At 64.9% G+C, this 12756-nt stretch carries 13 protein-coding genes; 3 read left to right on the forward strand and 10 right to left on the reverse strand.

The features are described 5' to 3' along the window. Window positions 1-3: 3 nt before the first annotated feature. Window positions 4-2070 (reverse strand): FUSC family protein, encoded by a 2067-nt coding sequence (locus HBF24_RS02535; RefSeq protein WP_167168404.1) that lies wholly within the window; start codon window positions 2068-2070, stop codon window positions 4-6. Then, on the reverse strand, window positions 2067-2531 hold the full coding sequence (locus HBF24_RS02540; RefSeq protein ID WP_167168408.1) for a MarR family transcriptional regulator: 465 nt from the start codon (window positions 2529-2531) through the stop codon (window positions 2067-2069). Before HBF24_RS02540 ends, HBF24_RS02535 begins: the two co-directional genes overlap by 4 nt. Before the next feature lie 131 nt (window positions 2532-2662). Here HBF24_RS02540 and HBF24_RS02545 point away from each other — a divergent pair, with 131 nt between their 5' ends. Further along, window positions 2663-4852 (forward strand): alpha/beta hydrolase domain-containing protein, encoded by a 2190-nt coding sequence (locus tag HBF24_RS02545; RefSeq protein ID WP_206064130.1) that lies wholly within the window; start codon window positions 2663-2665, stop codon window positions 4850-4852. Window positions 4853-4899: 47 nt separating this feature from the next. On the opposite strand, the gene HBF24_RS02550 is transcribed toward HBF24_RS02545, so the two are convergent. From HBF24_RS02550 to HBF24_RS02560, 3 genes are read right to left on the reverse strand one after another with little or no spacing between them, the layout of a single operon-like run. After that, complete coding sequence (locus HBF24_RS02550; protein WP_167168411.1) at window positions 4900-5661, reverse strand: ABC transporter permease; 762 nt, start codon at window positions 5659-5661, stop codon at window positions 4900-4902. Beyond that, window positions 5658-6617 (reverse strand): ABC transporter ATP-binding protein, encoded by a 960-nt coding sequence (locus tag HBF24_RS02555; RefSeq protein ID WP_167168414.1) that lies wholly within the window; start codon window positions 6615-6617, stop codon window positions 5658-5660. Before HBF24_RS02555 ends, HBF24_RS02550 begins: the two co-directional genes overlap by 4 nt. Continuing rightward, the gene (locus HBF24_RS02560) at window positions 6614-7501 is read right to left on the reverse strand and encodes a DUF4886 domain-containing protein (protein WP_167168417.1); all 888 of its coding nucleotides are present in this window, start codon (window positions 7499-7501) and stop codon (window positions 6614-6616) included. Before HBF24_RS02560 ends, HBF24_RS02555 begins: the two co-directional genes overlap by 4 nt. A gap of 213 nt (window positions 7502-7714) precedes the next feature. Between HBF24_RS02560 and wrbA the strand changes: the two genes are divergently transcribed. Continuing rightward, window positions 7715-8317 carry an NAD(P)H:quinone oxidoreductase gene (wrbA, locus tag HBF24_RS02565; protein ID WP_167168419.1) on the forward strand — a complete coding sequence of 201 codons (603 nt, stop codon included), beginning with the start codon at window positions 7715-7717 and terminating at the stop codon, window positions 8315-8317. Window positions 8318-8322: 5 nt separating this feature from the next. Here the strand turns inward: wrbA and HBF24_RS02570 are convergent, their stop codons facing one another. Genes HBF24_RS02570 through HBF24_RS02585 form a run of 4 tightly spaced genes read right to left on the reverse strand, consistent with a single transcriptional unit; the run spans window position 8323 to window position 10959 of the window. Further along, the gene (locus HBF24_RS02570; RefSeq protein WP_167168422.1) at window positions 8323-9561 is read right to left on the reverse strand and encodes an MFS transporter; all 1239 of its coding nucleotides are present in this window, start codon (window positions 9559-9561) and stop codon (window positions 8323-8325) included. Next, on the reverse strand, window positions 9558-9896 hold the full coding sequence (locus HBF24_RS02575; protein WP_206064131.1) for a hypothetical protein: 339 nt from the start codon (window positions 9894-9896) through the stop codon (window positions 9558-9560). The genes HBF24_RS02570 and HBF24_RS02575 overlap by 4 nt, the downstream gene beginning before the upstream one ends. A 32-nt stretch (window positions 9897-9928) precedes the next feature. Then, window positions 9929-10477: an isochorismatase family protein gene (locus HBF24_RS02580; RefSeq protein ID WP_167168425.1), complete on the reverse strand. Its 549-nt coding sequence runs from the start codon at window positions 10475-10477 to the stop codon at window positions 9929-9931. 29 nt (window positions 10478-10506) lie between these two features. After that, the gene (locus tag HBF24_RS02585) at window positions 10507-10959 is read right to left on the reverse strand and encodes a MarR family transcriptional regulator (RefSeq protein ID WP_167168428.1); all 453 of its coding nucleotides are present in this window, start codon (window positions 10957-10959) and stop codon (window positions 10507-10509) included. Between the two features lie 242 nt (window positions 10960-11201). Here HBF24_RS02585 and stpA point away from each other — a divergent pair, with 242 nt between their 5' ends. Next, window positions 11202-12437, forward strand: coding sequence for a glucosylglycerol 3-phosphatase (stpA, locus tag HBF24_RS02590; protein ID WP_167168431.1), 1236 nt, complete (start codon window positions 11202-11204; stop codon window positions 12435-12437). Here the strand turns inward: stpA and HBF24_RS02595 are convergent. Further along, the gene (locus HBF24_RS02595) at window positions 12434-12727 is read right to left on the reverse strand and encodes a hypothetical protein (protein WP_167168434.1); all 294 of its coding nucleotides are present in this window, start codon (window positions 12725-12727) and stop codon (window positions 12434-12436) included. The two genes, stpA and HBF24_RS02595, sit on opposite strands and share 4 nt — an antisense overlap. Between the last annotated feature and the right edge of the window lie 29 nt (window positions 12728-12756).

Below are 12756 nucleotides of genomic sequence, written 5' to 3' on the forward strand. Positions count from 1 at the left end.
GGCTCAGGTCGCCTCAATGATGACCGCCGACGATGCGGCGCGTGGCGTGACCTGGGCGGATGCGGGGCTGCGAAACAGGGCCAGTCGCAGCCCGGCCAGTGCCTGCGCGGCGTATTCGGCCGCCGGCTCGTCCTGGCTGGACAGCCGCATTACCAGCGCGTCGGCCTGATCGGCCAAGTGCTCCGGGGCGGGCAGGGCATGATGTGAATCCACGCAGGCCTGAAAGTAGTCACCGACGGCATCGATCAGCTGGTCCAGCGCTTGCTGCGATGACGGCGTCAGAGCTTGCCGGTGCGAGCGTATGTCCAGCAGGCGCAACGCAATGCGCAGGTCGCGTACTGCGTCCAGCTGCGCCATGCGCTGCTCGCGCAGCGCTACCTCGCGCGGGAACAGCTGGCAGGAGCGGTCCAGCAAACGCGACAAGGTACGCGCGGCATCTTGCTCGTTGGCATCACGTGCGATGCGCACCAGATCACGCCATGTACTGAGCGCCAGGCGCCGCGCCACCGCCGCTGTGCCGAAGGGTTTGGTCATGCCGGTCCAGGCCAGCAGCACCACCATGCCCAGCACCAGCGCGAGGCTGGCGTTGGCAAAGTGGGTGAAGTCGGCGCTGTAGGTCTGGCGCAGGCCGATGATGGTGACCGCCTGCACCGGAAAGATCACCGCCGCCAGCGCGTGGCGGGGGCTGCTGACCAGGGGACCGGTCACTAGCAACACCGGCGCCAGCACTGCCACCAGCCCCCAGAAGTGCTGCATGTAAGGCAACACCAGAAACAGGTACACCAGGGCCACCAGGGAACCGACCAGCGTCCAGATCAGGAAGCCTGTCTGTTGCGGACGCGGGTCATCGGCGGTGGCGAAAAAGCAAGCACAGACCGCGGCCATGATGACGGCGCCAGCGCCATACGGGTTGGCCGTGGCGATCCACAGCGAGCAAGTGAGAAAGGTGACCATGCCGGCGGACAAGGCACCCCAGGCCAGCAGGCCGTGGTCGTGGTAGAGCACGTTCTCGCTCAGCCGCGCGTTGCGATAACCAAGCGCGACCCGCTCATGGTCGGTGCCGCGCGCCGCGTAGGCCCGGTGCAAGGCGAGATTGTCCTGCCACAGATCGATGACTTCCTGCGCTCGCAGTACGGCGTTGCGCATCAGCACATGATCGATATTCGCGGCCGAGGCGGTGTCCAGCAGTTGGCTTGCGCGGGCGCGTAGGGCCTTGGCGCGATCCCCGTCACCGCGACTGCCCAGGTCCATCCACGCCAGCACTTCCTCAAGCAGCGCCAGCACCGGTGCCGCCTGTGTGGGTGCACGCCGGCGCAGCACCACCACTGGATCGTGCAGGGCCGCCGCCTGCGGGATCAGCAAGATGATGCGTAGCCGTAGCTGCTGGGCGTGAGCCACCTGCGTGCGCGATTCGGCGTCGTACGCCATTTGCCGGATCATCGCATCGAGCGCGGCCAGATCGCCGACCAGTCGCCGACGCAGTTGCTGTGTGGCGTGATCGCTGACCTGCGGGGTGAACAACAAGCGCGTCCAGTGCCCGGCGTCATCCATCAATTGCGCCATGCGGGTGGCCAGCAGCGGACCCATGCGGCGCGGAAACACCACGGTGTTGACCACCGCGGCGCAGGTGATGCCGAGCACGATTTCCAGCGTGCGCGCCAGCGCGATATCCCATATGTGTGTGGGTTGCGTCACCGCCGGCATGGCAATGATCGGCAGCGTGTAGGCGCCCAGCATGAAGATGTAGCCACGTGGCGTGCGGTCGAGCATGGCCAAATACAGCAACACGCTGACCCATAGCGAGGTGGCGGCCGACATCAGTAGCGGATGATCGACCAGCACGGGAACCAGGGTGACCGCCCCGATGGCGCCGAAGGTGGTGCCCAGCGCGCGATACAGCGCCTTAGAACGCGTCGCGCCGGAGAGTGGATTGGCCACGATATAGACCGTGGTCACGCACCAGTACGGGTTGGGCAGGTCCAGCTTCAGCGCAATGAAAAAAGCCAGCATCGCCGAAGCGAACGCCTTGGCCGAGAACAGCCAGTTGCGCCAGTCGCGCAGGGCGTTCATGCCCCGGACTCGTCGGCCGCCTCGGCAATGGCACGCGCCAGCGAGGCCTGCACGCGCGCGGCCGCCTGAAGGTCGGCCAGTGGCACATCGGCAAAGACGCGCTCGCGCAGATCGTCGAGGCGTTGCTCCAATTGCTTGGCCAGCGCTGTCCCGCTGGGTGTCAGCCACAGTGTGTTGGCGCGGCGATCGTGGTGATCCGGGCGTCGTTCGACAAGGCCCGCCTTGCACAGGCGATCGAGCAGCCGCACCAGGGTAGGGCCGACCACGCCGGCCGCGTCAGCCAGTTCCACCTGGTGCAGGCCGCCGCCGGAGCGGCCAATCAGGATCAGTGGGATCACGCCGCCGGTAGAGACATCGCAGTCGGCCAATTGGGTCTCGATCAGACGCTGCCAGTGACGGCCGGTCTGGGCCAGACTCGAGGACACCTGGGTGCGTAGTTGGGTCAGCTCGTCGCGCTTCATGCCAATAATGATAGCTGGCTATTAATTGCTTAGGCAGGTATACCTTGGTCGAAGCGACAGGAGGTCGGGCCGTGCGACCCCATGTTGTGGCATGGTGAGTACTTTGCTGAGTGCTCGGGGCGGGAAACAAGGTGACCAAAAACCAGAAGATGCCGCGTGCCGGCGGTGTGGTCATGGGCGTGCTGATGGGCTTGATCGGCGCGCAGGCGCATGCAGCCGCCACCGCGCCCGGACAGATACGCAGTTTTCACATCGACGCGGTGCAACCGGCATTCGGCGGCAAGGTGCCGCCCGGCGCGAAGGGTGCCTACGAGGTGATTCGTGCCACCGTCACCGGCACGCTGGATCCGTCGGCAGCGGCCAACGCTGGCATCGTCGACCTCAGGCATGCGCCGCGTGATTCGCAGGGGCAGGTGCGCTATCGCAGCAACGTGGTGGTGCTGCGCCCGGTGCATGCCGCTGACGCCTCTCGCGTGCTGATCTACGACGTGGCCAATCGCGGCGGGTTGCTCGGCAAGGGCACGTTTGTCGGTGGCGGCGCGCTGGTCGGGGGTGACCCGCCCGATGCGCGTTTTCCGTCGTGGCTGGCGCACGGCTACACCGTGGTCTGGAGCGGTTGGCAAGGCGACATTCCCCTGGCCAGCAAAGGCCTGCGCCTGGGCACCGATTTTCCGCTGGCGCAAATCAATGGGCGTGCCGAGACCGGCTTGAGCCGAGAGGAATACATCCCAGACAACGCCGGCGGTCCCGCCGATACCTTCCGACTTTCCTACGCACCGGCCAACAAGGTCGATCATGCGCATGTGCAATTCACCGCTCGTGACACCTGGCGTGACGCCAAGGGGCGCCAGACTTACGCCGCGCCCTCGGCGGCCGTGACGCAGTGGCACTACACCACGCTGGATGGCCAGCCCGCCGTGACCTTCACGCCACCGGCGAAAGTGCCCGGCGTGCACGGCCAGCCGGTGAAGCCCGATGCCGGCACCATCTACAGTTTCGTTTACAAGGCGCGTGGTTCGCGCGTGGATGGCATCGGCTTTGCCGCCGTGCGCGATCTGGTTCAGTTCCTGCGCCACGGTGCGCGCGATGGCGAGGGGCAGGCCAATCCGCTGGCCGATCTTCGCCGGGCGCATTGCGTGGTGGCGACGTGCCCGGCGCATGCGTCGGACACGGTGGATATCGCGCTTGGCGTGGGCATCTCGCAATCGGGCCGCTTCCTGCGTGATTTCCTGTACCAAGGCTTCAACAACACCGGCGACGGACAGCGCGTGTTCGATGGCCTGATGCCGATCATTGCCGGTGCACGTCGCACCTGGGTCAACACACGCTTTGCGCAGCCGGGGCGCTGGTCCAAGCAACATGAGGACCATTTCATGCGCGGCTTCCAGTTTCCGTTCGCCTACAACGTGATCACCGATCCGGTGAGTGGCCGTCGCGACGGCCTGCTGAAAGCCTGCCGCGCCAGTCAAACCTGCCCGAAGATCATGCAGGTCGATGGCAGTTTCGAGTGGTGGAATGGCGCCGGGTCGCTGGTCACCACCGATGGCGCCGGCCACGATCTTAGCCTGCCGGCCAATGTGCGCTATTACATGGTGCCGGGTACGGGTCATGGTGGTGGGCCGGGCGTGCAGGGTGGGCTGGTCGCCGGGTCGCATCCACCCGCGTGCCTTTATCCCGATTCACCGATCAGCGAGGAGCCGTTCGATCGGGCTTTGTTCGCGCGATTGGTCGATTGGGTGAAAGATGGCCGTGTGCCGCCCGCGTCGCAGTATCCCGAGGCGTCTGACGGCACCGCTGTCGCACCCGATGCGGTGGGCTTCCCGTCGCTAAGCGATGCGCAAGTCGCAGGCCCCAAGGGCGCGGCCGTGCCGCTCTCGGTGGCGTTTACGGGCGTGCACAACCAAGTGTTCGTGACGCACTATCAGCACGCCGTGCCGCAGGTGAGCCTGCACCAGCGTTATCGGGTGCTGGAGCCGGCGGTCAATGCCACTGGCAACGAGCGCGCCGGTATCGCCACGCCCGGTGTGACGGTGCCGCTGGCCAGCTATACCGGATGGAACCTGCGTGCGCCCGGTCATGCCGCTGGCGAGCTGTGCGGCATGCACGGTGCCACCTTGCCGCTGGCGCGCGATGCGGCCATGCACAGCGCGAGTGATCCGCGACCGGCGCTGTCGCAGCTGTATGCCACACGTGCCGATTATCAGCGCAAGGTCGATAGCGCCGTCGATGCGCTGGTCAAGGGCGGTTATCTGCTGCCTGCCGATGCTCGCGCCATCTACAGGGCCCGCGCCAGGCAGGTATCGAAGAAGTTGCTGCCGTAACAGCGCAAAGCAAGCGGCCCGCCGTCTTGGTGGGCCGCTCGGGCCGTTTACGACTTGAGCTTGTAGCCAGTGCGGAAAATCCACCAGATGGTGCCAAGGCATACCGCCAGGAAGCCAAGAATGGCCACCAGGCTGATCGCGATATTGACGTCGGCGATACCGTAGAAGCTCCAGCGAAAGCCGCTGATCAGATACACCACCGGATTCAACAAGGTGATCTTCTGCCAGATCGGCGGCAGCATGTGGATGGAGTAGAAGCTGCCGCCCAGGAAGGTCAGCGGGGTGATCACCAGCAGCGGCACCACCTGCAGTTTCTCGAAGTTGTCCGCCCAGATGCCGATGATGAAACCAAGCAGGCTGAAGGTGATGCAGGTCAGCAGCAGAAAGGCCACCATCACCAGCGGGTGCTCGATACCGTAATCGACGAACAGGCGCGCCGTGGCCAGGATGATCAGGCCGACGATGACCGACTTGCTGGCCGCCGCGCCGACATAACCGGCAACAATTTCCAGGAACGACACCGGCGCCGAATGCACTTCGTAGATGGTGCCGGTGAACTTGGGAAAGTAGATGCCGAACGAGGCGTTGGACACGCTCTGCATCAGCAGCGAGAGCATGATCAGGCCGGGCACGATGAAGGCGCCGAAGCTGACCCCGTCGATGGCGGTGATGTGCGAGCCCATGGCCGCGCCGAACACCACGAAATACAGCGAAGTCGAAATCACCGGCGAGGCGATCGACTGCATCAGCGTGCGCCAGGTGCGGGCCATTTCAAACAGGTAGATGGCGCGGATGGCATACAGATTCATGCGCGCTTCTCCTGCACCAGATCCACGAAGATTTCTTCCAGGCTGTTCTGCTTGGTGCGCAGATCACGAAGGTGCAGCCCGGCCGCGCTGATCGCCGCGAGCAGGCCGGTGATCCCGGTGTGATCCGATTGCGTATCGTAGGTGTAGGTCAGCTCGCTGCCGTCGGCTTCAAGTTCCAGCGCATAACCCGATAGTGCCTCCGGGATGGCCTGGATCGGTTCCTGCAGCTGCACCGTGAGCGACTTCTTGCCCAACTTGTGCATCAGTGCCGAGGTCTGTTCGACGAGCATGATCTGCCCCTTGTTGATCACGCCGACGCGGTCGGCCATTTCCTCGGCTTCCTCGATGTAGTGCGTGGTCAGGATGATGGTGACGCCGTTGTCGCGAAGGCGGCTGACCAGTTGCCACATGTCGCGGCGCAACGACACGTCGACACCGGCGGTGGGTTCGTCCAGGAACAGCACGGTCGGTTCGTGCGAGAGCGCCTTGGCGATCATCACGCGCCGCTTCATGCCGCCGGACAGCTCCAGCATCTTGTTGTCGCGTTTTTCCCACAGCGAGAGATCGCGCAGGATCTGTTCGATGTAGGCCGGATGCTTGGGCAGGCCGAACAGGCCGCGGCTGAAGTTCACTGTGTCCCACACCGTTTCGAAGGCATCGGTGGTCAGCTCCTGCGGCACCAAGCCAATGCGCTTGCGCGTGGCGCGGTACTCGCGCACCACGTCAAAGCCGTCGACCCGGATGTGGCCGACACCCGGATTGACCAGGCCGCAGATGATGCCGATCAGCGTGGTCTTCCCTGCGCCGTTGGGGCCGAGCAGGGCGAAAATTTCGCCACTGCGGATGGAAAGATTCACATCCTTGAGCGCCTGGTGGCCCGATGCATAGACCTTGCTCAGGCCGCTGACTTCAACGGCGGGTGTAGCGCTGTCGGCTGCCTTCGTGCTTGTGCTCATGGTGTGGCCTTCAGCTGCTGCCAGGCCACGTTCTGCAGTGCGGCAGCCTGCTCAGGAGACAAGCCCAATTCCTGCGCGGCCTTCTCGCCACGACCCAGACTGCGCGGGTCCTTGCCGGTGATGGCGCCGAAGTCGACCAGGGAGTCCAGGTAATAGCCATACACGCTGGCGTGGTAGTGATCGAACGACCACAGATCCACCTGTCCGTAGCGGGTGCCATCGTACGGATCGGGATCGGCCACCTTCATGGCGATGGCACGATTGAAGGCCAGGCCGACCGGCAGCACGTCGTCGATCTGCGGGTTGTGCGAAGCCACCGCGTGATACGCCTTGTAAAGGTCGCGGGCCATCGCGGTGATCGGCTGGCCGTACCAGTGGCCACTCTTCTTGTAGGTCTGGTCCGGGCGCGACCAGGTGGCCAGCAAATGCACTTTCACGCCAGGGTTCTTGGCGTGGAACATCGCCGCCAGCTTGCCGGCGTAGATGCGAAAGTCGGTCGGATCACCCGGCTTGGTCGGGCTCAGCGTGCTGTATTCCTGCATCACCACCTGATCCCAGACCTGGTCCAGGCGCTTGGCGCGGTGGGTGTAGTGAAATTTCAGCGTTTGCCCGGCGTCGGTTTCCAGGCTGACGTTGTAATCAAGGCCGGCTTCCTGGGTGAAGCGCTTGAACAGTGCCGGCACGCCGCCGACACCATCGCCGTTGAGGTCGTGCACCGTGTTGGCGCGGTAATGCCACACCGGCGAATTGGCGCCGAAGGTGAAGCTGTTGCCGATGAAAACGATGCGTTGCGGCGAAGCGGCTACGGCGGGCAGTGCGAGGCAGGCCAGGGCGGCAGCGGCGAGCCAGCGAAAGGGACGCAAGCGGGAAGGGATTCGGGACATGGGCACGGACATCGGTGCGGTGGCGAAGCGTCCATCCTAGCCCCAGCCGTGGACAACGCGAAGCGCCAAAAGGGCCATGGGCGTGCGTCGCGGCGAACGCTGCGTTCGCTCGCCGGTTGGTTCCGCTGCAGCTTGTGCGTCCTAGCATGGGGGTAGGGCGCCGCCCGGTGGCGCCGCTAACGCCGTTTCCATTTCCGCAGGAGGCAAGTCGCGATGAGCAAGGTACTGGTTCTGTACTACAGCACGTGGGGTCACGTCGAAACCATGGCCGAGGCCGTGGCCAAGGGCGCGCGTTCGGTCGAAGGCACTAAGGTCACCATCAAACGGGTGCCCGAAACCATGCCCGAGGAAACCATCAAGGCCATCCACGCCAAGACCGACCAGGCCGCCCCCGTGGCCAAGCCGGAGGAACTGGCCGACTACGATGCGATCATCTTTGGCACGCCCACGCGCTTTGGCAACATGTGCGGGCAGATGCGCAACTTCCTGGACCAGACCGGTGCGCTGTGGGCCGAGGGCAAGCTGATCGGCAAGGTGGGCAGCGTATTCGTCAGCACCGCCTCGCAGCACGGCGGCCAGGAAACCACTGCGACCTCGTTCCACAACACGCTGCTGCACCACGGCATGGTGATCGTCGGTGTGCCCTACAGCTGCCAGGCCCTGGTAACCATGGATGAAGTGAGCGGCGGTACGCCGTATGGCGCCAGCACGCTGGCGGCGGGCGATGGCAGTCGTCAGCCCAGTCAGAACGAACTGGATATCGCCCAGTTCCAGGGCAAGCATGTGGCTGAGATCAGCCGTCGCATGGCCGGCTGAACCGGTTAGTGCTGCGCCGCGCCGGTGGCCTGTTGTCCGGCCCCGGTGCGGCGCAGGTGGCGCAGGGCCACGCCTGCTGCGAGCACACCGGCGCTGGCGCCCACACCCATGGCCCAGCGTGGCCCCAGGTGATCGGCAATCCAGCCGACGATGGGCGCGCCGATCGGTGTGCCACCCATGGCGATGGCGATACGCAGCGCCATCACGCGTCCACGCATGGCCGGTTCCGTACTCAGCTGCATCAGGCTGTTGGTGGAGGTGCCGAAGGTAAGCGCCGACAATCCGGTCAGCACCAGGGCAGCGGCGAACAGCCACTCATCCGGGGATATCGCCGCCAGCGCGCAGCCAATGCCAAACACCAGCGATGCGATGCACAGCAGGCGCATGGTCGGATGATCGCGCCGCGCCGCCAGCAGGGCGCCACTGACCGAGCCGATGGCCAGTGCCGAGGTGAGCAGGCCGTATTGGCCGGCGCCGCCGTGGAATACGGTCACCGACATGGTGGAAATGTAGATCGGGAAGTTGAAGCCCAGCGTGCCGATCAGGAACAGCATCACCAGCGTGGTCTTCAGATCGGCACGCTTCCACACGTAGCGAAAGCCTTCGGTCAGGCCGCCGCTCTTGCGCGCCGCGCGGTGCCCGGTGTGCAGCTCATCCACACGCAGCAGGAACAGCGAGCCGAGCACGGCGGCGAACGACACCGCGTTGATCAGGAACACCCAGCCGGTACCCACCGCGGCGATCAACAGACCGGCGACGGCTGGCCCGATCATGCGCGCGGCATTGAATGAGGTGGAATTGAGCGCTACCGCATTGGACAGCTGCTGCTCGCCAACCAGTTCGTTGACGAAGGTCTGCCGCGCCGGCGCATCGAATGCGGTGACGCAGCCCAGCCCGAGGGCAAAACCGTACACCTGCCACAGGTTGACCACGCCCGTCACAGTGACCAGACCCAGCCCCAGTGCGAGCAGGCCAAGCAGCCCCTGGGTCAGCATCAGCAGCTTTCGCCGGTCGAAGTGATCGGCGGCATAACCGGTGAACGGCAGCAGCAGCAACTGCGGTCCAAATTGCAGCGCCATGGTCACGCCCACGGCGCTGGCGTTGTGCTGGGTCAGTACGGTGAGCACCAGCCAGTCCTGGGCCACGCGTTGCATCCAGGTGCCAATGTTGGACACCAGCGCGCCGCCGGCCCAGACCCGGTAGTTGTAATTGCCCAGCGAGCGGAACATGCCATTGGACTTCATGGACGGTCGCTTTTCTCCAGCGGGTATCCGCCATGCAGCCGGCCGAAATGACGCGCCATCCAGATGCCCAGCACCAGACCACCAGCAAGGGTCAGCAGTACGTTGCTTATGCGGTGCACATCAAACGCAGGCGAAAGACCCAGCAGTAGCCAGGCCGCCAGCAGATTGACAAAGCCCCACACCACATTGACCTGCGACGAGGACAGACCCCGTCCGTGGGGTTTGGCGAATGGGCTCTGGAAGGGGCGCCCGGACAGGCCGTTGGCCAGGTGCGGTATGGCGTTGGTCAGCACCGCGCCGCCGAAAAAGCACATGAAGTCATGCAGCAAGGTCACGTTGTTCTCCGCAAGGGGGGGTATCAGACCTGCTAGAGCAACGCGATGATGTCGGTGCTGGCGCCGGTTTCGCCCAATCGCGGGAAGATGCGCTGCACGCTGTTGTCGTGCGCCTCGGCGCTACGGTCGGTCATGGCATCGGTGGCCAGCGTGACGTTGTAGCCGTATTCGTAGGCCTGGCGTGCGGTCGACTCCACGCCGATGGACGTGGCCACGCCGGCCAGCACCACCTGGGTAACGCCCAGTGCCTTGAGCTGGGCATCCAGGTCGGTATGCACGAAGGCACCCCAGGTGCGCTTGGTGATCTTGAGGTCGGACGGCTGCACGTCCAGTTCGGGAATCAGCTCGGCAAAATCATCCGGCCAGGCGCCACCGTGCGGCGGCTGCTCGTTGCGGCCCGGCGCCACGCCGGTCACGTTGACCAGCACCACTGGCCGGCCCTTGGCACGAAAGGCCTGCGCCAATTTGGCCGACTGCTCGACGATGGCCGGCATCGGATGCGCGCAGGGCAGGCCGACGATGCCTTTTTGCAGGTCGACGATGATCAGTGCAGTTTTCGGATCAAGTTCGGTAACGGCCATGGGGATGTCCTGGTGGGTTGAGGGAGGAATCAGTACTCGACCAGCCGGCTGAGCAGGGCCACGCCGCGCGCCAGCGCGTCCTGCTCCTCGGCGGAAAAGTGTTCGGTAATGGTGCGCACCAGCCAGCCTTCGCGCGCGGCGCGGCTCTTTTGCACCCATTCGGCGGCCATCGGCGTAAGGCTGAGCCAGGTGCGTCGGCCGTCGTTGGGATCGGGCTCGCCGGCAATCAGACCCAGTGTTTCCAGGCTGGCAATGGTGGCGCCCATCGATTGCGGACGAACATTCTCGGCGCGTGCCAGCGCGGTAACCGTGCTGGGGCCGTGCCGATCCAGGCGCCCCAGCACCGAAAGCTGTGACAGGCTCAGGCCCTCGTAGCCGCCTTCCTGACGCAGGCGTCGTTTGAGGCGTCCGACCAGAGCGCGAAGCTCGCTGGCGGTGGCGGCGGCCTGTTCGGTGCGGGTAAGAGGTTTGGCGATCATCATCGCTGACTCTAGCTTATATAAAGTTAAACTGCAAAGTTAACCTTACTAATTTTCGGTGCGTGTTGATCACGTTCCGGCAACCATCGATCCAGATGCCCAGTTCGTGCGGCATACAGCGGGTACGCTGCGAGCATGCGGCTAGTACTCGCTGGTACCTGCAAGGCAGCCGCTCACTACCCGCTAGGGGGCGCTGCCGCAACCGCTTAAATGATCATTGGGGGAGACGCCGTTACCATGGACACATGATCGATTCGCCACGCTTCTCACTTGATCACCCGGCGCTGATGCGCGCGCTGCTCGAGCATCGCAACCTGCTGCTGATCCAGGACCTGGACGGCGTCTGCATGGAGTTGGTACGCAACCCCTTGAGCCGGCGCATGGAGCGTCGCTATGTGGATGCCGCCGAGCGCTTGCGCGGGCACTTCTACGTGCTGACCAATGGCGAACATGTCGGGCGGCGCGGAGTCAATCCGATCGTCGATGCGGCGCTGGGGCAGGGCGATCACGGACGCTATCTGCCTGGTCTAGCTGCCGGCGGTGTGCAATGGCAGGACGCCGACGGCGCGATTGCGCATCCTGGCGTCAGCGACAGGGAGCTGGCGTTTCTGGCCTCGGTGCCCGAGCGTGCCGCCGCCTTTCTTGCTCAGCAGTGGGCCACGTTGGCGCCGTCGCGGGAGGCGCACGACGTGATCCAGGCCTGCGTGCTCGACAACCGTGCTTCGCCCACCTTGAACCTCAACGCCGCCTATCGCGCCTTGGGCGCTGATGCCTCGCGCTACGCGCCGTTACAGCAAGCCGCCGCCGGCTTTATGCAGGAGCTTTTGGCCGAGGCCGCCCGGCAGGGCCTGGGCGACTCTTTTTTTGTGCACTTTGCACCGAACCTGGGTCGCGACGATGCCGGTTACGAACGCCTGAAGCCGGCCAGCGAGGCGCAAGCGGGCACCACGGATTTCCAGTTCATGCTACGTGGCGCGGTGAAGGAGGCCGGCGTGCTGGCCTTGCTCAACCGCCATGTGTTCGAACAGCGCGGGCACTATCCCCTGGGCGAGCACTTCAATGCCCGCCAGGCCCCCTCCGATCATGCCGGGCTGCTGGCGCTGGCCCGCGAACATTTCGACCCCGCCGACATGCCCTGCATCGTGGGGGTCGGCGATACCGTGACCTCGCAAACGGTCCAGGATGCTGTTTGGCGCGGCGGCAGCGATCGCGGTTTTCTGACCCTGGTGCAGGAACTGGGGCGCGCCTTTGGCACCGACAACAGGGTGCTCTTCATCGACAGCAGCGGTGGCGAAGTACGTCGGCCGGGCGTGCGTACCGCGCAACTGTCGCACGATCCTTGGGCTGCGCTCGAAGGCATCACGGATGCGGATGATCCCCTGCGCCTGGATGTGATTTTCCCAGGTGGCCACACGCAGTACATCGATTTTTTCTGTGAGCTGGCGCAGCGCTGGCCGCAGGGGGCAGCTGCAACCGCCTAGTGACAATGGGGCTGCATGCACGGCGCGCTGTGCAGCGGCTCGTAGAAAGGATCCTGATCGTCCAGGGAAGGCGCCGCTGCCGTCAGTGGCACGTCGATCGGGGCGTGTGCACCTGGCGTAGGCGGCTCCTTCACCGCGCTTGTGCGATTTACGAACACGATCTTCCAGCTGACCTTTACCGGCGCTGTGTGAGCGGTGGCGTGTTGGGAGACGATGGCCGGGGCGGTGGGCGAACGTGTGCAGGCCACCGATGGCTGGGCGCCGGCAAGCATCAGTAATAGTCCGATCATGAGCGTGACACCTTGGCGCTGGACGGAGG

It is taken from the genome of Oleiagrimonas sp. C23AA, assembly GCF_011759385.1.
GTDB lineage: Bacteria > Pseudomonadota > Gammaproteobacteria > Xanthomonadales > Rhodanobacteraceae > Oleiagrimonas.

Excerpts from the sequence above, each read along its gene's own strand:
- HBF24_RS02580 (WP_167168425.1), bottom strand. The coding sequence starts at position 10,477 with ATGGCCGTTACCGAACTTGATCCGAAAACTGCACTGATCATCGTCGAC.
- wrbA (WP_167168419.1), top strand. The coding sequence starts at position 7,715 with ATGAGCAAGGTACTGGTTCTGTACTACAGCACGTGGGGTCACGTCGAA.
- HBF24_RS02585 (WP_167168428.1), bottom strand. The coding sequence starts at position 10,959 with ATGATGATCGCCAAACCTCTTACCCGCACCGAACAGGCCGCCGCCACC.
- HBF24_RS02535 (WP_167168404.1), bottom strand. The coding sequence starts at position 2,070 with ATGAACGCCCTGCGCGACTGGCGCAACTGGCTGTTCTCGGCCAAGGCG.
- stpA (WP_167168431.1), top strand. The coding sequence starts at position 11,202 with ATGATCGATTCGCCACGCTTCTCACTTGATCACCCGGCGCTGATGCGC.
- HBF24_RS02550 (WP_167168411.1), bottom strand. The coding sequence starts at position 5,661 with ATGAATCTGTATGCCATCCGCGCCATCTACCTGTTTGAAATGGCCCGC.
- HBF24_RS02540 (WP_167168408.1), bottom strand. The coding sequence starts at position 2,531 with ATGAAGCGCGACGAGCTGACCCAACTACGCACCCAGGTGTCCTCGAGT.
- HBF24_RS02570 (WP_167168422.1), bottom strand. The coding sequence starts at position 9,561 with ATGAAGTCCAATGGCATGTTCCGCTCGCTGGGCAATTACAACTACCGG.
- HBF24_RS02595 (WP_167168434.1), bottom strand. The coding sequence starts at position 12,727 with ATGATCGGACTATTACTGATGCTTGCCGGCGCCCAGCCATCGGTGGCC.
- HBF24_RS02555 (WP_167168414.1), bottom strand. The coding sequence starts at position 6,617 with ATGAGCACAAGCACGAAGGCAGCCGACAGCGCTACACCCGCCGTTGAA.
- HBF24_RS02560 (WP_167168417.1), bottom strand. The coding sequence starts at position 7,501 with ATGTCCCGAATCCCTTCCCGCTTGCGTCCCTTTCGCTGGCTCGCCGCT.